19 protein-coding genes are annotated in these 20,864 nt (G+C 55.6%); 10 read left to right on the top strand and 9 right to left on the bottom strand.

The window, feature by feature from the left end; genetic code table 11:
• The 3 genes from Ga0123462_RS00930 to lpdA all read left to right on the top strand — a co-directional run bounded on the left by Ga0123462_RS00930 (window position 1) and on the right by lpdA (window position 4,195).
• The gene (locus Ga0123462_RS00930; protein WP_100264582.1) at window positions 1-981 is read left to right on the top strand and encodes a pyruvate dehydrogenase complex E1 component subunit beta; all 981 of its coding nucleotides are present in this window, start codon (window positions 1-3) and stop codon (window positions 979-981) included.
• 9 nt (window positions 982-990) lie between these two features.
• Entirely contained in the window at window positions 991-2,274 is a 1,284-nt protein-coding gene (locus Ga0123462_RS00935) for a pyruvate dehydrogenase complex dihydrolipoamide acetyltransferase (protein ID WP_100264583.1), read from the top strand.
• 79 nt (window positions 2,275-2,353) lie between these two features.
• A complete protein-coding gene (lpdA, locus tag Ga0123462_RS00940) occupies window positions 2,354-4,195 on the top strand; it encodes a dihydrolipoyl dehydrogenase (RefSeq protein WP_100264584.1) in 1,842 nt (613 codons plus the stop codon).
• A gap of 51 nt (window positions 4,196-4,246) precedes the next feature.
• On the opposite strand, the gene Ga0123462_RS00945 is transcribed toward lpdA, so the two are convergent.
• The 6 genes from Ga0123462_RS00945 to Ga0123462_RS00970 all read right to left on the bottom strand — a co-directional run bounded on the left by Ga0123462_RS00945 (window position 4,247) and on the right by Ga0123462_RS00970 (window position 12,903).
• Window positions 4,247-4,927 carry a DUF1614 domain-containing protein gene (locus Ga0123462_RS00945; protein WP_100264585.1) on the bottom strand — a complete coding sequence of 227 codons (681 nt, stop codon included), beginning with the start codon at window positions 4,925-4,927 and terminating at the stop codon, window positions 4,247-4,249.
• Between the two features lie 55 nt (window positions 4,928-4,982).
• Window positions 4,983-5,657 carry a rubrerythrin family protein gene (locus Ga0123462_RS00950; protein ID WP_157821228.1) on the bottom strand — a complete coding sequence of 225 codons (675 nt, stop codon included), beginning with the start codon at window positions 5,655-5,657 and terminating at the stop codon, window positions 4,983-4,985.
• 70 nt (window positions 5,658-5,727) lie between these two features.
• Window positions 5,728-7,113, bottom strand: a complete 1,386-nt coding sequence (gene sthA / locus Ga0123462_RS00955) for a Si-specific NAD(P)(+) transhydrogenase (RefSeq protein WP_100264587.1) — start codon at window positions 7,111-7,113, stop codon at window positions 5,728-5,730.
• Window positions 7,114-7,187: 74 nt separating this feature from the next.
• A complete protein-coding gene (gene nifJ, locus Ga0123462_RS00960; RefSeq protein WP_100264588.1) occupies window positions 7,188-10,772 on the bottom strand; it encodes a pyruvate:ferredoxin (flavodoxin) oxidoreductase in 3,585 nt (1,194 codons plus the stop codon).
• A 12-nt stretch (window positions 10,773-10,784) separates the two neighbouring features.
• Entirely contained in the window at window positions 10,785-12,410 is a 1,626-nt protein-coding gene (locus Ga0123462_RS00965; RefSeq protein ID WP_100264589.1) for an NAD(P)-binding protein, read from the bottom strand.
• A gap of 79 nt (window positions 12,411-12,489) precedes the next feature.
• A complete protein-coding gene (locus Ga0123462_RS00970; RefSeq protein ID WP_157821229.1) occupies window positions 12,490-12,903 on the bottom strand; it encodes a rhodanese-like domain-containing protein in 414 nt (137 codons plus the stop codon).
• Between the two features lie 93 nt (window positions 12,904-12,996).
• Between Ga0123462_RS00970 and Ga0123462_RS00975 the strand changes: the two genes are divergently transcribed.
• On the top strand, window positions 12,997-13,554 hold the full coding sequence (locus tag Ga0123462_RS00975) for an NnrU family protein (protein ID WP_100264591.1): 558 nt from the start codon (window positions 12,997-12,999) through the stop codon (window positions 13,552-13,554).
• A 1-nt stretch (window position 13,555) separates the two neighbouring features.
• On the opposite strand, the gene Ga0123462_RS00980 is transcribed toward Ga0123462_RS00975, so the two are convergent.
• Both Ga0123462_RS00980 and Ga0123462_RS00985 read right to left on the bottom strand, forming a co-directional pair.
• Window positions 13,556-14,641 carry a tRNA-queuosine alpha-mannosyltransferase domain-containing protein gene (locus tag Ga0123462_RS00980; RefSeq protein ID WP_100266410.1) on the bottom strand — a complete coding sequence of 362 codons (1,086 nt, stop codon included), beginning with the start codon at window positions 14,639-14,641 and terminating at the stop codon, window positions 13,556-13,558.
• A gap of 75 nt (window positions 14,642-14,716) precedes the next feature.
• Window positions 14,717-15,268 (bottom strand): BPSL1445 family SYLF domain-containing lipoprotein, encoded by a 552-nt coding sequence (locus Ga0123462_RS00985; protein WP_100264592.1) that lies wholly within the window; start codon window positions 15,266-15,268, stop codon window positions 14,717-14,719.
• A gap of 123 nt (window positions 15,269-15,391) precedes the next feature.
• On the opposite strand from Ga0123462_RS00985, the gene Ga0123462_RS00990 reads away from it, so the two are divergent.
• Window positions 15,392-15,868: a DUF1499 domain-containing protein gene (locus tag Ga0123462_RS00990; protein WP_100264593.1), complete on the top strand. Its 477-nt coding sequence runs from the start codon at window positions 15,392-15,394 to the stop codon at window positions 15,866-15,868.
• On the opposite strand, the gene Ga0123462_RS00995 is transcribed toward Ga0123462_RS00990, so the two are convergent.
• Window positions 15,854-16,288: a CoA-binding protein gene (locus Ga0123462_RS00995; protein WP_232726484.1), complete on the bottom strand. Its 435-nt coding sequence runs from the start codon at window positions 16,286-16,288 to the stop codon at window positions 15,854-15,856. The two genes, Ga0123462_RS00990 and Ga0123462_RS00995, sit on opposite strands and share 15 nt — an antisense overlap.
• Window positions 16,289-16,404: 116 nt before the next feature.
• Here Ga0123462_RS00995 and Ga0123462_RS01000 point away from each other — a divergent pair, with 116 nt between their 5' ends.
• From Ga0123462_RS01000 to Ga0123462_RS01020, 5 genes are all read left to right on the top strand, one after another.
• Window positions 16,405-17,034: a TIGR04211 family SH3 domain-containing protein gene (locus tag Ga0123462_RS01000; protein WP_100266412.1), complete on the top strand. Its 630-nt coding sequence runs from the start codon at window positions 16,405-16,407 to the stop codon at window positions 17,032-17,034.
• Window positions 17,035-17,091: 57 nt separating this feature from the next.
• Complete coding sequence (gene smpB, locus Ga0123462_RS01005) at window positions 17,092-17,532, top strand: SsrA-binding protein SmpB (protein WP_100264594.1); 441 nt, start codon at window positions 17,092-17,094, stop codon at window positions 17,530-17,532.
• A gap of 55 nt (window positions 17,533-17,587) precedes the next feature.
• Window positions 17,588-18,523, top strand: coding sequence for an AEC family transporter (locus tag Ga0123462_RS01010; protein WP_100264595.1), 936 nt, complete (start codon window positions 17,588-17,590; stop codon window positions 18,521-18,523).
• A gap of 448 nt (window positions 18,524-18,971) precedes the next feature.
• A complete protein-coding gene (locus Ga0123462_RS01015; RefSeq protein ID WP_257790528.1) occupies window positions 18,972-19,931 on the top strand; it encodes a CHASE3 domain-containing protein in 960 nt (319 codons plus the stop codon).
• The gene (locus Ga0123462_RS01020; RefSeq protein ID WP_100264597.1) at window positions 19,928-20,863 is read left to right on the top strand and encodes a hypothetical protein; all 936 of its coding nucleotides are present in this window, start codon (window positions 19,928-19,930) and stop codon (window positions 20,861-20,863) included. Before Ga0123462_RS01015 ends, Ga0123462_RS01020 begins: the two co-directional genes overlap by 4 nt.
• Window position 20,864 lies beyond the last annotated feature (1 nt).

The raw sequence follows: 20,864 nt of genomic DNA on the forward strand, positions 1-20,864 counted from the left end.
ATGAGCAAGATGACCTATCGTGAAGCACTGAACCAGGCAATGGTCGAGGAGATGAAACGCGATGATCGCGTATTCCTCATGGGCGAAGAGGTGGCCGAGTACAATGGCGCCTACAAGGTTTCGCAGGGGATGCTGGAGAAGTTCGGGCCAAAGCGTGTTATTGATACACCGATTACCGAGCTCGGGTTTGCCGGCCTGGGCGTAGGTGCTGCCATGGCCGGGCTGAGACCTATTATCGAGTTTATGACCTGGAACTTCGCCATTCTGGCACTGGACCAGATTGTTAATGCGGCAGCAAAGATGAAATACATGTCCGGCGGCCAGTATGATGTGCCGATGGTATTTCGCGGTGCGGGCGGTTCCGCGGCCCGCGTTGGCGCCCAGCATTCGCAGAGTCTGGAGAACTGGCTGGCCAACGTGCCCGGTCTGAAGGTGGTGATGCCCTCCAATCCGGCGGATGCGAAGGGGCTGCTAAAAGCATCAATCCGCGACAATGATCCCGTTGTGTTTATCGAGAACGAGATCAACTACGGTGATGTCGGAGAGGTTCCCGATAAGGAGTACATTATTCCGCTCGGCGTGGCTGATGTGAAACGGGCAGGAAGCGATGTCACCATCGTAGCGCATTCGCGCATGACCGGTTTTGCATTGCAGGCAGCCGAAATCCTGGCCGGACAGGGTATCGAGGCCGAGGTGATCGATCCGCGAACGATCAGGCCGCTTGATGAGAATACGATTCTGGCCTCGGTGGCCAAGACCAATCGTGCCGTAGTCGTCGAAGAGGGGTGGCGTTTTGCCGGTATCGGTGCCGAGATCTCCGCGCGCATTATGGAGCGGGGCTTTGATGATCTTGATGCGCCGGTTATCCGGGTGACCGGCAAGGATGTTCCGATGCCGTATGCCGCCAACCTGGAAGCGATGGCGCTGCCGAGTGTGGCCGAAATAGTCCAAGCCGCCCGTGTGGCGTGCGGAAAAGCGTAAGGGGAAATAATGCCGATTGATCTGTTTATGACTCAGCTCTCTCCAACAATGACCGAAGGGCGTATTGCCCGCTGGCTGAAGAAGGAGGGGGATACACTGGAATCGGGAGAGATCCTGGCAGAGGTGGAGACCGATAAAGCGACCATGGAGATGGAGGTGGTTGAAGAGGGTGTCCTGCACAAAATCATCTCCCCCGAAGGTTCCGTGGTTCCCGTCGGCAGTGTGATCGCCGTGATTGCGGAAGAGGGTGAAGATGTACCTGCCGATTATGTTCCGGAAGGAGGAGGGGCTGCAGCGCAAACCCCGGTCGCGCAGACAGAGGTCGAAGCGCCAGCTGTTGCTGCAGTGGCCGGGAAGGCTCCTGCTGCTGCACCGGCACCCGTAGCTAAAAAAGGTCGTATCAAGGCCAGCCCGCTGGCGCGCAGGCTTGCCAAACAGAAGGGTATTAATCTGGCCGCGATTACAGGCACAGGCCCAAATGGTCGTATCACCCGATCCGATGTCGAGAGTGCGGTCAGGCGTGGCATCAATATCGGGGGGAATGCTCCTGCTGTTGTCGCACCTCCGTCGAGGCCATTACCGGCGGGGCCACTGCCCTACCACGAAGATGAGTTCGAGCGCATTGAGAACTCCATGATGCGCAAGGCGATTGCCCGTCGACTGAGCGAGTCGAAGCAGCAGGTGCCGCACTTCTACCTGAGCCTCGATGTGGCAATGGATCGCCTGATGGATCTCAGGGCGCAGCTCAATGAAGCGGCAGATGGTGCTTTCAAGCTCAGCGTGAATGATTTTATTATCAAAGCCGTGGCAAAAGCGCTGGCTGACGTGCCTGCTGCCAATGCCAGCTGGACAGACAGCCATACCCTGCAACACAAACATGCCCATATCTCGGTGGCGGTAGCCATAGAGGGTGGCCTGATTACCCCGGTGATTCGATTCGCCGAACAGAAGGGGATTGCCGACATCTCTGCCGAAGTGAAAGAGCTTGCTACGCGAGCGCGAGCCGGCGCACTGCAGCCGGAGGAGTATTCGGGCGGCACTTTCTCGATCTCAAATCTCGGCATGTATGGCATCAGTCAGTTTGCTGCGATTGTAAACCCGCCGGAGGGGGCGATTCTCGCTGTTGGTGCTACCGAAGAGCGCGCTGTGGTTGAAAATGGCGCGGTTGGCGTAAAGAAGATGATGACACTGACCCTCTCCTGCGATCACCGCGTGGTGGATGGCGCGGTCGGAGCCGAATTCATGGCCGCCCTGAAGAAGCATATCGAAATGCCTGCCAGTGTGCTTATCTAGGTCAACTGTCTGAAAAATATGATTCGAACCGTCTTGTGCCCTAGTGTCGAAGCGGTGATTTTCCATGAGGTGGAAGCGTATGCCGATTGATCTGTTTATGACCCAGTTGTCCCCGACCATGACCGAAGGACGTATTGCCCGCTGGCTGAAGAAAGAGGGCGATGAACTTGTTTCCGGCGAAGTGCTGGCTGAGATCGAGACCGACAAGGCGACCATGGAGATGGAGGTTGTCGACGAGGGTATCCTGCACAGGATTCTTGAGCCTGAAGGTTCGATCGTCGCAGTGGGTGCCCCGATCGCCGTAATTCGCGAAGAGGATGAAGATGTCGCCGACGATTATGAGCCTGACGGCCTGACCCCTGACCGGGCGATCGAGATCAGGGAGGATGAGGAGTCTGAAGAGGCGGACACACTCGGGGCTGAGTCGGTGCCGGACATGCACCCGGCTTCCATTACCTCGCATGCGGTGCACGATGCTGATGAGGCGGAGACGCTGCATCTAAAATCTGCCGGTCTGTTCAATCCCGATGGAGAGTATGATGTTGTGGTGATCGGTGCCGGGCCAGGCGGATACGTGGCTGCGATTCGGGCTGCTCAGCTTGGCATGAAGGTGGCATGTATCGAGTCGACCCATCTGGGCGGTATCTGCCTGAACTGGGGCTGCATCCCGACCAAGGCGCTTCTGCGCACTGCCGAAGTGATTAACATCATCAAGCATAGTGGTGATGTGCTGGGTATCGGGGTGAGCGAAGCCAACCCCGATCTCGACAAGGCGGTGGCACGATCGCGTACCATCTCCGAGAAGCTCAACAAGGGAATCGGTTTCCTGTTTAAGAAGAATAAGGTGACCCATATCGAGGGATACGCCTCATTCGAGGCCGGCAACAGATTGATGGTCAAAGACAGCGAAGGTAATTCGCAGCAGGTCACGGCCAAGCATGTGATTGTTGCGACTGGAGCCCGCGCCCGCGCTTTCCCGGGTATGGAGGTCGACCATGAGGTGGTCATCACCTATAAGCAGGCACTTGCCCCGAAGGCACTGCCCGAAAAGCTGGTGGTGATCGGCTCCGGTGCCATCGGCATGGAATTCGCCTATTTCTACAAGGCGATGGGCTCCGATGTGACTGTGATTGAGGCGGCAGATCAGATTCTGCCTTTGGAGGATCACGAAATTTCCCGTGTGGTTGAGCGCAGCTTCAAGAAGCAGAAGATCAAGATCATTACCGGCGCCATGGTATCTTCGGCTAAGAACGTGGATGGCAAGGCAGTCGTCGAGTATGAGTCCAAGGGCAAGAGAGAGACGGTTGAGGGCGATGTCTGCCTGGTGGCGGTCGGTGTGATTGGTAATACCGATGCCATTGGTGCGGAGAACACCGCCATGCAGATTGAGCGCAACACCATTGCGGTTGACGACTGGTACCGTACCGATCATCCGGGCATCTATGCGATCGGTGACGTGGTGGGGGCCCCTGCACTGGCGCATGTGGCAAGCCATGAGGGCATTGTCTGCGTCGAGGCTATTGCCGGTAAACATCCGCACCCGGTCGATTATGGAAATGTGCCGGGCTGCACCTACTGCCAGCCGCAGGTGGGGTCATGCGGAAAGACCGAGAGGCAGTGTAAGGATGAGGGAATCCCCTACAAGGTCGGCCGAATGCCTTACGGCACCAACGGCAAGGCGATGGGGCTGGCTGAGACCGAGGGTATGGTCAAAACGATCTTCCACGCCGAATCCGGGGAGCTGCTCGGTGCACATATCGTAGGGGCAGAGGCGACCGAGATGATCGTTTCGCTTGGTGTTGCCAAGACGCTTGAAACCACTGAAGCGGAGCTGGCACACCACATGTTCCCGCATCCGACACTGTCGGAGATGATCCACGAGTCGGTGCTCGATTCCGACGACCGGGCGATTCACATTTAACGGTTTTGATGAACTGAAAAAGGCTCCCGAGGGAGCCTTTTTTGTTGCTGCTTAAGTTAACAGTACAGCCACGATGCCGGTGAGAAAGATGCCGTCGAAGGTGCCGGCACCACCGATGGAGGCGACGGGTGTGCCGAGCCGGGCGATATCACGGATATGCATCAGGTCAGCTCCGACCAGTACGCCCAGTGTGCCGGTGATATAGGCAAGCGGGGCAGCATATTCGCCGCCAAAGCTCACTGCGATAATGGCGGCAGTGACGGGAGCGACAAGTGGCATCATGCCGATGCCGACACCGGGGATCGGCCGGCTGGAGAGATAACAGATGATTGAACAGATACCGACCGAGAGCAGGAGTTCAGGCGTGCCGATCGGGAAGCGGTAAATCAGGCTTGCCGAGAAGACGATCGGAATCATGCAGCCGCCGACGTTGATGGCGATCATGGTCTTGCCCTGAAATTTCGGTACCGGAATGCCCAGCACCTTCTGGGCCACTTCAACGTTGATGCCGTTATCCGGCATGATCGCCTTGATCGACACCAGTGGCAGATTCAGCGCGCTGCCTATCAGTGAAAAAATCAGAAACAGGATGCCCTGCATTGGAGAAATGCCAAGTTTTTCCACCATCAGGGATATCACACCCAGCTGGACCAGCGAGAGCAGCAGCGTACCGGCCAGAATCGAAAGTACGATAAGCAGCAGAAGCCGGCCGGGCGAGGGGGGAAGTGGCATAACCCTATTGTAACAGAAAATGTTTCAGACTGAGTTTATTTACAGGTCGTGCAGATCAGGGGCGGGCTACCTCGACATAGCTATTAATGGGAAGGTGACAGACAGGACACGCATCCGGCGGCAGTTTGCTGACGGTAGTGCCGCAGTTCCGGTTGACGTAATAACGCGAGCTGGTTGCATCCATGCTGGATAAGAGCTTGTCGAAAAAGAGATCGGCGCCGCTATGGACTTTCACGATCAGGGCGCGGTGATGTTTCTCCGCCTCCCATGCAAAGCGAACATATTCCATCGCTTGCTGATGATTTTCCGGGTTAATGCGATCGATGTATCTGGGATACTGGTTGTTGATTTCGGCAAGCTCTGTTGTCGCAGCGTATTCAAGGTTCTCTTTCGTGCTTTCAGCCTTAATCGAAGAGAAATCAACCATGGCAACTGTGCCACCCAGCTCTTCGATCAGCGCTTTGAAATGCGCCGCGTGGATACTCTCGGAGAGGGAGATGGCCTTAAAGAGATGGGCGGTTCTCCCATAGCCATCCTCTTTGGCGCGTTCTGAAAAAAGGTTGAAGCGGTACTCTGCGCGAGTCTCGATGCCATAGAGCATCTGCATCACCGCCAGGGTTTCGGGATACGGTTTTGAAGCGGCGTCTTCAGCCTGTGAATGCTGGATGTTGCCGGAGAGGGCAAGCAGAAGGGCCGCAGTGAACATTGTCCATGCAGCGGGTCTGTGCATGGTGTCTTCCATAGAAGCACCACTATACACCCTTATTTTCGGAGTTGCAGCCCCTTGCTGGCAGCGGATGTCAGCTGTTCAGGTTTTCCAGACAGTCGTGAGCCGCAAGTTTGTAACACTCGGCAAGTGTCGGGTAGTTGAATACATTGGCTGCCAGGTCATGCACCGTTCCGCCAAAATGCATCAGTAACTGGCCGGTATGGATCAGTTCACTGGCATGCTCGCCGGCAATATGGACACCGATCAGCTTGTGCGATTCGGCATCGACAATCAGTTTTACCAATCCGATGGTATCGCCACTGATCTGGCCGCGGGCGCTCTCTTTGAAGTAGCCGCGTCCGACCACGTAATTGAGCCCCTCTTTCTTGGCCTCTTTCTCGGTTTTGCCGACCCAGGAGAGTTCCGGGATGGCATAGATTGCCATCGGCAGGTGCTCTGGCATGGCGTGTGTCTTTCCCGCAAAGGCATGCAGCACACAAGCGCGCCCCTGCTCCATGCCGGTGGAGGCCAGCGCGGGCCTGCCAATCAGGTCGCCAACGGCATAGATGTGGGGAATACTGGTCTGGAAATCCTCATTAACGGCAATCCAGCCGTTATCCAGTTCGATGCCGATCTTGGGGGTATTCAGGTTCTGGGAGTTCGGTTCCCGGCCCAGTGCGTAAAGTACTGCTTCGGAGTAGAGCTTCTTTCCTGATTCCAGAAGTGTAAGGGTGCGCCCCTCTTCGCAGCTGATGGCAGCCACCCGCTCTTTCATATGAAGTTGCACACCCATATTCTCAAATGATTCGGCCAGCACACCGACAACATCCTCGCTGAGGTAGGAGAGCAGCTGTTCGTGAGAATCGACAATCGTGACCTCTACGCCCAGAGCGGCAAAGATCGAAACAAATTCACAGGCAATAACGCCGCCGCCGACCACCAGCAGGCTTTTCGGCAGTTTTTTGAGATTAAGAATCGAGGTTGAGTCGAGCACGGTTTTCTTGTCGAACGGGATGTGCGATGGACGGCGCGGCCTGGAGCCGGTGGCCAGTACGATCACCTCGGCTGAAAGGGTTTTGGACCTGCCTTTGGCGTCAATGATTTCAAGGGTGTGCTCATCGAAGAAAGAGGCCTCGCCCGGGATGACCGATACCCCGGATTTAAGCAGCCTTTTAACGATCACCGACTCCTGCTGTGCAATGACCATCTCCTTTCGGCGAACAGCATCGGCAAGCAGGCCGTAGCGGGTTGTCGAGAGTGCACCGGAGGCGATGCGCATGCCGTGGTCGCTGGCACGCGATGCGAGGTAGGCTGCTTCGCGAAGTGCCTTGGATGGAATTGTGCCGGTCTGCAGGCCTGCGCCTCCGATGCTCGGCTTACGCTCCACAATAGCCGCTTTTTTGCCCATGCGTGCAGCCTGCCACGCGGCATGCTGTCCGGCAGGACCGGAACCGACGATCAGGATGTCATAGTCCATAACTTGCTCTCCTGTCAGTTGACACTAGAAGGCTGATGCAACAGGCATCTCCCCGGAAAACCGGGGAGGCGCTGTTACTTCATCGGCTGGAACTCCGAAGGATCCTGTTCAGCCATATGCTCGTAGGTTGCCCAACGCAGATCGGCTGACTCCTGAGCCAGATTCATCAGGCGCTCCGCCTCCTCCGGATGATTGCGCTGCAAAAGCTTGTAGCGCATCTCGGTGTATGCGTAATCCCGCACCTTCATTGTTGGCGTAGGGGAATCGAGTACGAAAGGCTTCTTGCCGGCCTGGCGCAGCATCGGGTTGTAGCGGATCAGCGGCCAGTAGCCGGAAGCCACAGCCATATCCTGCTGATGCAGTCCCTGTGTCATGTCGATGCCGTGAGCAATGCAGTGGCTGTAGGCAAGGATGATGGACGGGCCCGGATAATCTTCCGCTTCACGCATCGCCAGCAGTGTCTGCTGAGGGTTGGCACCCATGGCTACTCGCGCAACGTAGACATTGCCGTAGGAGATTGCCTGCAGTGCCAGATCCTTCTTGCCAACCGGCTTACCAGCCGATGCGAACTTCGCGGTTGCACCGATCGGCGTCGACTTGGAGGCCTGGCCACCGGTGTTGGAATAGACCTCGGTATCGAGCACCAGTACGTTGATATTGCGGCCAGATGCAAGCGCGTGGTCGAGGCCCGCTGAGCCGATATCGTAGGCCCAGCCGTCGCCACCGATCAGCCAGACGCTGCGGCGAACCAGATGGTTAACCACCGTCAGCAGGTTCTTGGCACGCGGGTCGTCGATGCCTTCGAGTACCAGCTTCAGCTTCTCAACACGTTCGCGCTGTTTGGTAACTTCATAGCCGATTGACTGGTCGGCATTAAGAAGTTCATCCATAAAGTGCGGATCAAGGAATTCGCTCAATGCCTCCACCTGCTGCTTGGCCATATGGGCATGGTGGTCGGCGGCAATACGCATGCCGAGACCGAATTCTGCATTATCCTCGAACAGCGAGTTCGACCATGCTGGTCCCCTGCCATCCTTGTTCGATGTCCAGGGTGTTGCAGGCAGATTGCCGCCGTAGATAGAGGAGCAGCCGGTGGCATTGGCAACCAGCAGCCGCGGACCGAAGAGCTGGGTCAGCAGGCGTACATACGGTGTTTCACCACAGCCTGAGCATGCACCCGAAAACTCGAACAGAGGCTCAAGGAACTGGGCGCCGCGAACAGAAGAGTAGTCGATCGTAGCGCGATCGTTGTAAGGGATGCTTTCGAAGAACTCCACATCCTTGCGCCCCTGTTCCATAAGCGGCGCTTTGGCCGTCATGTTGATCGCCTTCTTTGTCTTCGTTTCATCAGTCAGGTCGAATGCCGGGCAAGCATGCACGCACATTTCGCAGCCGGTACAATCTTCCTGGTAGATTTCCAGCGTGTAGCGTGTTTCCGGGAAGCCGCGAGCCGATACCGGTGCGGACGGGAACCCGTCATGTGCCCTCTCCAGGTGATCTTCATGGTAGAACTTGGCACGGATGACACTGTGCGGGCAGACAAAACTGCAATTGCCGCACTGAATACACACATCCGGTTCCCATTTCGGTACGAAATCGGAAACGTTGCGTTTTTCCCACTGTGCCGAGCCAGAAGGGTAGGTGCCATCAACCGGAATCATGGAAACAGGCAGATCATCACCCTTGCCGGCCAGCATGGGTGCGATCACATTCTGGACAAACTCCGGAGCCTGAACCGGCACCATCAAATCCATGTCACGGTGGCTGCTGACTACTGCAGAGACCTCCACCTTGTGAAGATGGTCGAGGGCTGCATCCACTGCCTTGAAGTTCTGCTGAACGACATCCATGCCTTTACGGGCATAGGTCTTTTCAATGGCAACCTTGATCTGTGCAATCGCCTCGTCACGCGGCAGCACGCCGGAGAGGGCGAAGAAGCAGGTTTGCATGATGGTGTTGATGCGACGTCCCATGCCTGCATCGCGGGCAACGGTCGAGGCATCGATCACATAGAAGTCGATGTTTTTATCGATGATCGCCTGCTGGACCTGTTTCGGCAGTTCATCCCATACCTGGTTGGCAGGTGTAGGGCTGTTGAGCAGGAATACGGCGTTTTCTGCCGCCTTGTCGAGCATCTCAACCTGTGAAATAAAGGTGGATTTGTGGCAGGCGATAAAGTTGGCCGAATCAACAAGATAGGGGGCGCGAATCGGGTCGGAACCGAAACGCAGGTGCGATACGGTCTGTGAACCCGCCTTCTTGGAGTCATAAACAAAATAACCCTGGCAGTTCAGATCGGTGTTCTCACCGATAATCTTGATGCTGTTCTTGTTCGCCGAAACGGTGCCGTCAGAGCCCAGGCCGTAGAAAAGGGCGCGGGTGACATGCTTTGGCTCGATATTGAAGCGCTTGTCATAGGTGATGCTGGTATGGGTAACGTCATCATTGATGCCGACAGTAAAGCTGTTTTTCGGATTATCCTTCGCCAGCTCTTCGAAAACACCCTTAACCATGGCTGGGGTGAACTCTTTGGAGGAGAGGCCGTATCGGCCGCCGATTACGCGTGGCAGTGCCGCCAGTTCACCAATCATCACCGACTCGGAAAGTGATGCCATCACATCCTGATAGAGTGGCTCGCCGCAGGCTCCCAGCTCCTTGGTGCGATCGAGCACTGCAATCTTCTTCACGGATGCAGGCAGCGCTGCAATCAGGTGCTTGCGGGAGAAGGGGCGGTATAGGCGCACATTGATCACGCCAAGTTTTGCTCCCTGTGCATTAAGAACTTTGATGGTCTCTTCAACCGTCTCGGTTCCGGAGCCCATGATAATGACCACATGCTCGGCATCATCGGCGCCGAAATAGTCGAAAAGATGATATTGACGACCGGTCAGATCGGCAAACTTGTCCATGGTCTCCTGCACGATGCCGGGGACTGCATTGTAGAACTGGTTGGCGCTCTCGCGGCCCTGAAAGTATACATCCGGGTTTTGTGCGGTGCCGCGGATAAACGGGTTGTCAGGATCAAGGGCGCGACGGCGATGCGCGTAAACCAGTTCATCGTCGATCATCATCCTGATCTGTTCATCGGAGATCAGGCTGATCTTGTTGATTTCGTGGGAGGTGCGGAAGCCGTCGAAGAAGTTCATGAACGGAATGCGTGCCTTAAGGGTGGCGGCATGTGAAATCAGGGCGGCATCGTGCGCTTCCTGAACCGATGCTGACGAGAGCATGGCAAAACCGGTGGAGCGGGCAGCCATCACATCCTGATGGTCACCGAAGATGGAGAGTGCCTGTGTGGCCAGCGAACGTGCGGCCACATGGAAGACTGTTGATGTCAGCTCGCCGGCAATCTTGTACATGTTGGGGATCATCAACAGCAGTCCCTGTGATGCGGTGAACGTTGTGGTCAGTGCGCCGGTCTGCAGTGCGCCGTGAGCGGTGCCTGCTGCACCGCCTTCGGACTGCATCTCAATCACATCGGGGACCTGGCCCCAGATGTTCTTCTTTCCCTGGGCAGACCACTGGTCGCACTGTTCGGCCATGTCAGAGGATGGCGTGATCGGATAGATCGAGCAGACTTCGCTTACTCGGTAGGCGATATGGGCGACACCACTGCCGCCGTCAAAGGTAACCTGTTTGGCTTTGTTCTTCTCTGTCATGTGGGATCGTCCTTATTCCTTGACCATTTCGATAGCGTGGCACGGGCACTGCTCAAAACATGCGGCGCAACCGGTGCACTTGTCGTAGTCGTATAGATAACGTTTGCCTTTGCCCAGCTTGATGATCGCATCTTCCGGGCAGGAGCCATAGCAGCCGTCGCACTCGAAACAGTTGCCGCAGGAGAGGCAGCGCTTGGCCTCAAACAGCGCCTCTTTTTCCGAGTAGCCCTGCAGGATCTCCTCGAAGCCACCAAGCCGTGCTTCAGGCGACAGCTCGCCCTGTTTGCGTTTCGGCGCTTCAGTGCTGTACCAGAGCTGTAACTTGTCGTGTTCGACGATCGGGTGCTTGGCTGCCGGCTGGTAGCTCTCACCGCGCAGCCATGCATCGATATAGCGGGCTGCCTTCTTGCCGTGGCCTGTTGCAATGGTCACGGAACGCTCGCTCGGCACCATGTCGCCGCCGGCAAATACGCCGTCCGCGCCGGTCATCATGTTCGGGCCGACAATCACTGTGCCGTCCCAGTTGAACTCAATGCCTTCCACCTTTTTCAGGAAGCCGGTATCGGTATCCTGGCCAACGGCCATGATCAGTGCGTCGGTTTCAAGTGTTTCAGTCCTGCCGGTTGGTTGCGGCCGGCCATCCGCATCCAGCTCCATCACCTCAACGGTCATGGTGGTGCAGTCGATCTCCTTGATGGTGCGCAGCCAGTTGATCTTCACGCCCTCTTCAATCGCCTCATCCGCCTCGAAATCGTGGGCAGGCATGCTGGCGCGGTCGCGGCGGTAGATAATTACGGCCTCTTCGGCACCCAGGCGCTTGGCGGTACGGGCTGCATCCATGGCGGTGTTGCCGCCGCCGTAGATGGCAACGCGGCGGCCCAGCTGCAGGTCTTCGCCGTTTTCAACACTCTTCAGGAAGCTCACCGCATCCATCATCTTACGTGCATCGCGGCTGGGGATCTCAATGTTCTTGCTCAGATGTGCACCGACTGCGATAAATACCGCATCGAAGCCACCTTCAGCTTTTGCCTTCTCGATATCCTCGACCCGACAGTCGAGAACGATCTTGGCGCCCATGTCGACAACGCGCTGAATCTCCTGGTTGAGCTCTTTACGCGGCATACGGTAGGCGGGAATGCCGAAATGGATCATGCCGCCGGCCACCGGGCCCGCTTCACGGATCTCCACTTCATGGCCCAGCCGAATCAGATGGTAGGCAGCCGAGAGGCCGGAAGGGCCTGCGCCGACAATCAGAACGCGTTTACCCCCTGGTTTCGGCGTAAACTCGGGCTTCCACCCCTTCTCCATTGCCAGATCGCCGAGGAAGCGCTCGACGGCATGGATGCTTACCGTGTCATCTGTGTAGTTGCGGTTGCACGCGGTTTCGCATGGGTGGTAACAGACGCGACCATGGATCGCAGGAAACGGGTTGTTCTCCAGAAGCTTTTGCCAGGCAGCCTCATATTCGCCGGCCTGTGCAAGAGCCAGCCATGCCTGAATATCTTCGCCGGCAGGACATGCATGATTACATGGCGGCAGGAAATCCATATATACCGGCTTGCGGGAGCGGTGGGCGCCGGTGCCGGTATCGTGTTTGGTCAGGTCAAGGCTACCTGTCATGTATTTCTTAGAACTCATGGGCTGCTTCTCTCAGTCAGAAAATATTAGTCCAGCAATAAAGGCCGGAACTATAATCTAAATTGGTGCGGATGAGTACTCACAGTTGACCCGTCTGAGGCTCCGGTATTGCGACCGGAAGGTTGTTTGTCTTCCATGCCGACCAGTCGCCCTGCAGATGGAATACGCGCTCGAATCCATTTTCCAGCAGGGCTGATTCCACCATGGATGCCCGCATGCCGGAGAGGCAGTAAACCACAACCGGATGCTGTCTGTAACCGGCAATCTCATGCAGTCGCCCATCGATTTCGCGGTGGTCAATGTGCCTGGCTCCGGGAATATATCCTTGCGCATATTCCTCTGGCGTACGGACGTCGAGGATGAGAATTTTCTCTCCGCTATTGATGGCATCCAGTAGCTGAGTCTGCGTTAAGACGGGTGCCCCGCTCTCCAGCGAGCAGGCGGCAAGCGTGGACAGCAGAAGAAACAGCAGAGAACGGATGTATATGCGCATTTGCTCTGTTATGTCTCCTCTTTTCATATATTCTTAACGCAGGAACCATAACGTTTCGGAGCAGATAAATTCAAGCGAAGGGGAGATGTTTATATGGAACTGTTAATTGTCGGACTGGTCATCTTTTTTGCCATCCACCTGATACCGGCGATGGGGTCACTGCGCTCCTCTCTTGTCGGGAAGTTTGGCGACAACGGCTATAAGGGCATCTTTGCACTGGCTTCGCTGGCGGGCCTTGTGCTGATCGTGCTCGGCAAGGGAGATGCTGATTTCATAGAGGTGTATGAACCGCCTTCGTGGGGTATGCATGTCACCGGGCTGATGATGCTTCTCGCACTTGTTGCCCTGGTCTCTTTCAAGCTGGAGACGAGTCTGAGACGAATCACCGCCCACCCGATGCTCTGGGGCATCACCTTCTGGGCAACGGGCCACCTGTTTGCCAACGGCGATGCCGCGTCGCTTCTGCTGTTCGGTTCGTTCCTGATTTACTCCCTGTTTGCCATGGCCTCTGCAAACCGGCGTGGAGCAAGGCCTTCTGGCCGCAAGATGGCCTTGATGCAGGATGGCATTGCGCTGGTGGTGAGTTCAATTATCTATGTCGCCCTGATGATGATGCATGCTCACTTCACAGGCATCTCTCTGATGTCTTGATTCAGGTCGATGCAGAGGCGAGAAGCGCCCGATAGCGCTGCTTCATGTGGCGCCATGCCAGTTTCGAGATATCAATGGCTGCCGGTTCCGTATGTTTTGAAAGGGCGATGATTCTATCCGCCATCGCTGCAGCCTCCCTGTCGGCGTCATCTGCGCATGATTCGGCCAGATAACCCGCGTGAATAAATTCCGGATAAGCAAGCCGCCTGGGGGCGACAGGAGTGCAGCCGCAGGCAACTGCCTCCAGTATGGCAATGCCCTGAAAGTCGTGCAGGGCAGTCGAGATTGCGATGTCACTGCTGCGGAGAATATGTAGATAAGCCGCTCGATCCTCGATATAGCCCCATTTGCCTATGCGGTGCGAAAACTGCATGCGCATGGCATCGAAACTCTCAGGCATAGCTCTGAACTGCTGGCCGATAATGTGGATGCGGTAGTCCAGGCCTGCTGTTTCCAGCTTCTGCATCAGCAGGAGAAGCCGTTCAGGCCCCTTGTCATACTCCCAGCGGTGGTTCCATAACAGGGTCGTCGGCCCCTCTTTATTTCTTTCACGGCGGGCAAAACATGCCTCATCCAGCGGCACCGGCAGCACCAGACTCTTTGCCGCCAGTGAATCGATCAGGGTGGTTGGGGCGTGGTCCGGCATCTTCCTGATCAGCGCCAGGGCCCCGGCCAGGAAGCTGTCGCGATTATATGCCGAGTTGAAGACGAGCCGGTCGGCGGCGAGTCCTGAGTAGATGGATGTGATCTGTGCCTCCACACTCGGGTGCGCATGGCCAGATTCAGGATAGGCGAACTGGTTTTCATGAAAGTAGATGATGGCGGGTGTTGTGGAAAGGCCGGGGACGATGCCGCGCAGGGTGGCAAGGTCGACCATCGATGTTGCAAGGATCAGGTCGTATGGCTCGTTCAGCATCTGTCGCTGTTCGCCGGCCCAGGAAAAAGCGTTGCCACGGATCCGCCATGAGAAATGGCGGGGAGGGAGTGCTAATACGCACCATTCATGTTCCGGCAGGTTGTTCGCAAGCCCCTGTCGCCACTGGCGATGGCTGGCCGCATCATAGGCGGAGAGAAGAAGGATTCGCATGAGCCGATTGTAACGGCTGGCTGTCAAAGCAACAGGGGCTCGCACAGGCGGGCCCCTGATCTGGTCGTTGAGATGCTATTTGTCGAGTTTGGTGATCTTGGAGCCCTCAAAGGTGAGGTTGAACATCAGTCCCTTGTTGGAGAAGATGAAGCCGATAATCGGATCCTTGATCGTGTTGGTGTCAACATCACCCCCGGCTCCAACGGTGACCACTGCAACGCTGCCATCGACACCGGCCTTCCAGCCGTCGCTGGATTTAAAGCTCGTGAGCGCATCCCGGGTCATAAACATGATAATCTGAGATTTCATCTGCGCCCCCAGCTGGAAGCCGATGGAGGCTGAAGCTGTGTTGTAGTAGCCGGTGGTTTTTCCGCCCTCAAGTAACGCACCTTCGCCATATTCACCGCCGATGCCGATGCCGGCCTTGAATACCTCGGGGAAGACGAGGATGCCGACAGCCTTGTTTGCAAGCTCCTTGCCGGATTTAACCTGTGAGTAAAATGTGGTCAGGGTTGCCCTGACCTTGGCATTAATCTCCTCTTTGCTGGCCGCGTTGGCGGTGGCGGGCAAAGAGAGCAGGCTTAGTGCTATAAACAGATATAATAATCGAATGGATGCAGCTTTCATACAGACCTCCTTGGAACGATGCTTCGATTATAGCAAACTTTTCACAGCGCGCCTGTAGATGGCTATGATAGGCATCACAGGGAACGGTCAGATACCCCGACAAGGGAGGCGAAACTGAAAAAAATGGCAATTGCAGTGATCACCATTCTGCTTCTGGCGCTGACTGCGTTTGCAGCCATGGCCATCCAGTCGCAGTCACCACCGAAAACATTAGGGCTGCAGGATGGCATGCTTCGAGCCTGCCCGGACAAGCCGAACTGCCTCTGCAGTGAAGCCATCCTGTCCGCCAACGTGCGAAACAGAAGTGAACCCATTGCCATCTTCAGCGGCCACTCGCAAAAGCGGGCGTGGCAACTGCTCAGGCAGGCTGTTATTCACTCTGGCGGTACGATTGAACAGGAGAGAGATGGTTACCTGCATGCAACCTACAGCTCCAGGCTTTTCCGTTTTATCGATGATTTCGAAGCGCGGCTTGACCGGCAGGCGGGGGTGATTCATCTGCGCTCTGCTTCCCGTGTTGGCCACTCCGATTTCGATGCCAATCGGAAAAGGGTGGAGACCATTCGCCGCGAATACCTGAAAGGTCTATCTCAGCAGTAGCCGGTGCATCACTGCGATGCAGCGATCCATTACACACTCCACGCCTGCATCGGTCGCGATTTTCCAGCTCTCCGCATTGATAATGCCCTGCTGTAACCAGAGGCAGCCGGCACCCATTGCAACAGCCTCTTTGGCTACCGGAGGGGTGAACTCAGCCCGGCGGAAGACATTAACGATATCGACATGCTCAGGGATCGAGGCGAGATCCGGATAGGCTTTCTGGCCGAGGATCGAGTCGGCTTTCGGATGCACGGGGTAAACGCGGTATCCCGCCTTGATCAGGAATGCCGCGATCTGATGGCTGGTGCGATGCTCTTTTGGCGAGCAGCCATAGACGGCAACTGTTTTCGCATCCCTCAGCAGGCGGGCGATGGTGCTGTCATCGGGATTTGACCATGGTATGTTGTGATCTTCAGGCAAGAGGCACCTCCTTCTTCCCTCCGGATACAGGGAGAGTTGTGAAAGGGTCGCCTAAAAACTTGGATTTTGCCACAGGAATCGCGATAATGGGCTGATTTTTCAGGGGTATGGGTTTCATGAGAGTTCTGATCACACTACTATTTTTCGTCGCCTTTGCTGGGGCGGCCGAGGCTGAAACACGTTATATCGTTGATCAGGCCAAATTGCCGATGCGTGCAGGGCAGAGCACCGGCCACAAGATTGTTCGCATGCTCTCCAGCGGTACGGCCGTGGAGTTGCTGGGCCAATCTGCGGACGGCTACGCACATATCAGGACAGCCGATGGCAAGGAGGGGTGGATTCTCAGCCGCTATCTGATGAATACACCGGCAGCCAGAGATCGCCTTGCACAGTTCGAGAAGGAGTTGAATCAGCTGGGTGAACTGAAAAAGAGGTTGGCTGCAGCTGAATCCGACAGGGATAACCTGAGAGGGGAGAAGGACAGGATTGAGGCAGAACTTGCGCTGTTGAAAAAAGCTTCTGCCGAGACAGCCGAAATGCTTGAGGAGAACCGGTCGCTGAAGGCCGACTCGGCTGAGGCAAAACGGGCGCTTGAGGAGTATCGCGAAAATACCGAGGACCTGACCAACAGTGCCCACCAGCGCTGGTTTATGCTTGGTGGCGGCGCAATCCTGGCCGGTGTTCTGCTCGGGCTGCTGCTGCCCTATGTGCGGGTTCGCCGTAAGAAGCGCTGGGGTGGGTATTAGGCCCTGATCACAACAGCATTGCTGGCCACTTGAGGAATTCGGGTTAGCATCCCGTCCATGGCTATTGTTAACCGTCGTGCTCGGCACGAATATCATATTCTGGAAACCTTTGAGGCGGGCATCATTCTGACCGGCCCCGAGGTGAAGTCGATCCGTGCCGGCCAGGCCAATCTGGCCGAGGGGCACTGCATTATCCGTAACGGCCGGGTGCTGCTGATCGGCTGCCATATCAGCCCCTACAAGCCCGCCTACCAGAACAACCCTGCAGACCCCGCAAGGACGAAAGAGCTGCTTCTGCACAAGAAAGAGCTGGAGCGCCTGCTCGGCAAGTTGAAGGAGAAGGGGCTGACGCTGGTGCCGCTGAAGCTCTATTTCAATGCGCGCAACTTTGCCAAACTCGAGATTGGACTCGCCCGTGGCAAGAAGATGCACGACAAGCGCCAGGATGTGAAAGAGCGCGATATCAAACGCGATCTCCAGCGTCGTTACAAAGTCTGATACCCCCACTTATTCCGGCATAGTGACGATCCGGCCCAAGGTGTAGTCTCTCCCCATGTTGAATGTCCTGCTTGGAATGGCCCTTATCATTGTGGCCGGTGTTGCCTGGAAAATGGTGCTTGGCGGGAAATCCGCCGAGACGATCCGCTCTCATCTGGCACAATCGGTCTACCATATCTTCCTGCCTGCCCTGGTACTGCATGTGCTGTGGCAGTTCCCTGTCGGGCTGAATACGATTCGTATTCCTGTCGTGGCACTGCTTAGCGTGTTGCTGTCGCTATTGGCTGCTTTCCTGCTCTATGGCAATGGCAAGCTGGTTCGTGCATTCCTTCCCGGACAGGCCAATCGCGCTGTCGGCGCACTGCTGCTGGCCAGTGCCTTCGGCAACTTCTCCTATCTGGGCCTTCCGGTTCTCTCACAAACATTCGGTGACTGGGCCCGGGTGGTGGCGATTCATTTCGACCTGCTGGCCTCAACCCCGCTGCTGTTCACCATCGGTATCATTCTGGCGCGATATTATGGTGGCTCCGGCGAGGGTATGCATCCGCTGGTCAGCCTCTTCCGGGTACCGGCTGTCTGGGCTGCACTGGCTGGCCTCACATTAAGTGCTGCCAAGGTGCCGATACCGGTCTGGTTTGATGGGACGCTATCTACGCTGGGGGCTGCCGTAGTTCCCCTGATGCTGCTCTCCGTCGGCATGGCACTGCGCTGGCAGTCCGGCTGGATGGCACGAATTCCGGTTCTGCTCCCGGTTATATTGATTCAGTTAATTCTGATGCCCCTGATTGCATGGAGTGCAGCTATCGGTACCGGTATGCCGGATGAATACCTGGCCCCCGTTGTGATTGAGGGTGCCATGCCGACGATGGTGTTGGGGCTTGTGATCTGTGACCGTTTCAAGCTCGATGTGGCTCTCTATGCCGAAGCGGTGACGCTGACCACTGCGCTGTCGCTGCTGACACTGCCCTTCTGGCTGCAGCTCTTGTCATGACAGGGTGATTCGGGAGTTTGAAGCATGAACAGGAGTTGCCGCTATTGTTGTTTTCCGCACTCATGCAATTCAATGGCGCTTCTGTGTAGTTACCACCCCCCTCTCCCTCTTTGCTTACAAAACCAGAAAAGCTGGCCTTTAGCGAAGGCTGACTCATGACTGATAATAGAACCTTGTAGAAACAGAGGGATTATTCATCTATAATTAATATGTATTGTCACGAGATGCATAAATGGCCTATGGGCAGGTTCGGCCTGGTTGTCTTGGGGGTGCTAATGTTTCGCTTAGGTTCTTGCCGGTGCTTGGTTTTTCTTAATGGCGTGCCCCTCCCTTTATTGACCGTGGCTGTCAATAAGACGACATGATTCCAGACACAAGAAGACCCTGGCTCAAGGCATCCGCTCCCTTTTTACTGGTTCTTGCTATTGGGTTGGTTAGTTCGGTTTCAATGATACTCATAAAAGAAAAAAATGAGTGGGTTCATCATACTGATCAGGTGATAGAGCAGGCCGGTTTGATTGCAAAATTGATAGTCGATATGGAAACTTCCGAGCGCGGCTTCCTGCTGACCGGTGAGGAGCGTTTTCTCGAACCCTACAATCTGGCTGATAACAAGATCGATAATGCCATTGGCTATCTTTCAGAGTTGGTGGCGGACAATCCACCTCAGGTAGAGCAAGCCCGGAAGATTGGACGGCTAATCAATCAATGGAAGGAACAGGCCGCCATACCCGAGATAAATAAGCGTCGCGAGGTAGATGTAACAGGCGGCAGCATGGCAAGGCTGCAGGCTATGCTGGTTGAGCGCACAGGTAAGAAGATTTTAGATCGCATTCGAGTTCGGGCAGACCTGCTTGATCAGGTTTTCAAACGGGATGGTCTGACTGAAGGACGCCTATTGCTGCTTCAGGTCACCAAGGCCATGGTTGATATGGAGACAGGCGAACGCGGTTTTCTGATCACTGGTCAGGATGAGTTTCTCGAGCCATATGACAGTGGCCGCGAAATGCTTATTAAGTATTTTGATCAATTAACCAGCTATTGCCGCAGGCAATCACAGGAGGCTATTCCTCATGTTGAGGCGCTGTTTCAGGATGCCAGTCAATGGCAGATTATGGCAGGCACTCCCGAGATCAATGCGCGCAAAAAGATGAATGAGAAGTTGGTGGAACTGGGTGAAGTAATTAACATGGTGAAGGCGGGTACCGGGAAGTCAATCATGGATCAGATCCGCGTCGAGCTGGCCACCTTTGAAGATGTGGAGCGCCGCTTGAGAGTAGGGCGTATTCAGGAAGCCTCAGCGCTTACATATTTCGGACTGTTATACACCCTCATTAGTGCCATTGTGGCGCTTCTGCTCGGTTACTGGTTTCTGCAGAGGAAAAATTGGCTTGGAGGTGATCGATGATCTGTTTCCGAGTTATGATGAAGTACCTCGTTTGTCTGGTGGGGCTGTTATTCCTGTATGCAGGTACGACTGTTGCTCAGGAGATGTCGGTATTTATCAGCCCATCCCAGGCCTATGCAGAGGCGGTTCAGATTGAGAAAGAGGTGGAGCTTCTGCTCAAGCACTTCAAGATCTCCGCAAGAATTCATCCGAAGCCCTACAAGGCTGAGTTGAAACCGCGCCACGTTTTTGAGAAGGCCTATGTTGTACTGACCAAAGTCCAGATTTTGCGGGAAAAGAACGGCTTCTCCCGTTTCAGCATAGTTTCTCTGGAACCGAAGATGTCTGTGGACTCAGAGCTGGTTTATGAACAGGCCCAGAGAATCCTCACAGAACTTAGAATTATCAAGACCCGTCTGGGCATCTCAGCTCAGGTTTCTGCCGCAAAAAGCTATTCAGGAAAAAGGCCGATTGATGTTTTCAACAAGCTTCACCAGATATCGCTGAATATTGAACTGCTTAATCAAGAGCCGATTTCACCCAATCATGTGTTCGCTGTTGTCATGAAGATTGATCATGATGTTGATGACATTCTTCGCCAGCGCCTTGTCGATGATCAGACCTTCCCTCCAGCAAAGGTCGAAGGTGCCAAGCCTGTCGATACACTGGCCTCCGTGTTTGCACTAATGGGTGAGATTCAGCGGCTGCAGGGGCAGGTTGGTATCGGGCGCACCGACTTTTCAGCATTTGAGCAGAGTGAAGATGTAGAGCCATCCGATGTTTTCAATATGGTGGGGATGGCCTTTGCCGAGCTGCAGACGCTCAAGGCAAGCCTTGATATCACTACAATTGCCCCTCCTGCAGAGCGTTTTGAAGGAAAGACACCGGCCGATGTGCAGCAGCTCATAAGCTGGGTGACCAGAAAGCTGCGCTTGATCGAACAGCTAAGATAGG

The sequence above is a fragment of the Mariprofundus ferrinatatus genome (assembly GCF_002795825.1).
GTDB lineage: Bacteria > Pseudomonadota > Zetaproteobacteria > Mariprofundales > Mariprofundaceae > Mariprofundus > Mariprofundus ferrinatatus.

Excerpts from the sequence above, each read along its gene's own strand:
- Ga0123462_RS00980 (WP_100266410.1), bottom strand. The coding sequence starts at position 14,641 with ATGCGAATCCTTCTTCTCTCCGCCTATGATGCGGCCAGCCATCGCCAG.
- Ga0123462_RS00945 (WP_100264585.1), bottom strand. The coding sequence starts at position 4,927 with ATGCCACTTCCCCCCTCGCCCGGCCGGCTTCTGCTGCTTATCGTACTT.
- smpB (WP_100264594.1), top strand. The coding sequence starts at position 17,092 with ATGGCTATTGTTAACCGTCGTGCTCGGCACGAATATCATATTCTGGAA.
- Ga0123462_RS01000 (WP_100266412.1), top strand. The coding sequence starts at position 16,405 with ATGAGAGTTCTGATCACACTACTATTTTTCGTCGCCTTTGCTGGGGCG.
- Ga0123462_RS01010 (WP_100264595.1), top strand. The coding sequence starts at position 17,588 with ATGTTGAATGTCCTGCTTGGAATGGCCCTTATCATTGTGGCCGGTGTT.
- Ga0123462_RS00985 (WP_100264592.1), bottom strand. The coding sequence starts at position 15,268 with ATGAAAGCTGCATCCATTCGATTATTATATCTGTTTATAGCACTAAGC.
- Ga0123462_RS01020 (WP_100264597.1), top strand. The coding sequence starts at position 19,928 with ATGATCTGTTTCCGAGTTATGATGAAGTACCTCGTTTGTCTGGTGGGG.
- Ga0123462_RS01015 (WP_257790528.1), top strand. The coding sequence starts at position 18,972 with ATGATACTCATAAAAGAAAAAAATGAGTGGGTTCATCATACTGATCAG.
- nifJ (WP_100264588.1), bottom strand. The coding sequence starts at position 10,772 with ATGACAGAGAAGAACAAAGCCAAACAGGTTACCTTTGACGGCGGCAGT.
- Ga0123462_RS00965 (WP_100264589.1), bottom strand. The coding sequence starts at position 12,410 with ATGAGTTCTAAGAAATACATGACAGGTAGCCTTGACCTGACCAAACAC.
- Ga0123462_RS00935 (WP_100264583.1), top strand. The coding sequence starts at position 991 with ATGCCGATTGATCTGTTTATGACTCAGCTCTCTCCAACAATGACCGAA.
- lpdA (WP_100264584.1), top strand. The coding sequence starts at position 2,354 with ATGCCGATTGATCTGTTTATGACCCAGTTGTCCCCGACCATGACCGAA.
- Ga0123462_RS00975 (WP_100264591.1), top strand. The coding sequence starts at position 12,997 with ATGGAACTGTTAATTGTCGGACTGGTCATCTTTTTTGCCATCCACCTG.
- sthA (WP_100264587.1), bottom strand. The coding sequence starts at position 7,113 with ATGGACTATGACATCCTGATCGTCGGTTCCGGTCCTGCCGGACAGCAT.
- Ga0123462_RS00950 (WP_157821228.1), bottom strand. The coding sequence starts at position 5,657 with ATGCACAGACCCGCTGCATGGACAATGTTCACTGCGGCCCTTCTGCTT.
- Ga0123462_RS00970 (WP_157821229.1), bottom strand. The coding sequence starts at position 12,903 with ATGCGCATATACATCCGTTCTCTGCTGTTTCTTCTGCTGTCCACGCTT.
- Ga0123462_RS00930 (WP_100264582.1), top strand. The coding sequence starts at position 1 with ATGAGCAAGATGACCTATCGTGAAGCACTGAACCAGGCAATGGTCGAG.
- Ga0123462_RS00990 (WP_100264593.1), top strand. The coding sequence starts at position 15,392 with ATGGCAATTGCAGTGATCACCATTCTGCTTCTGGCGCTGACTGCGTTT.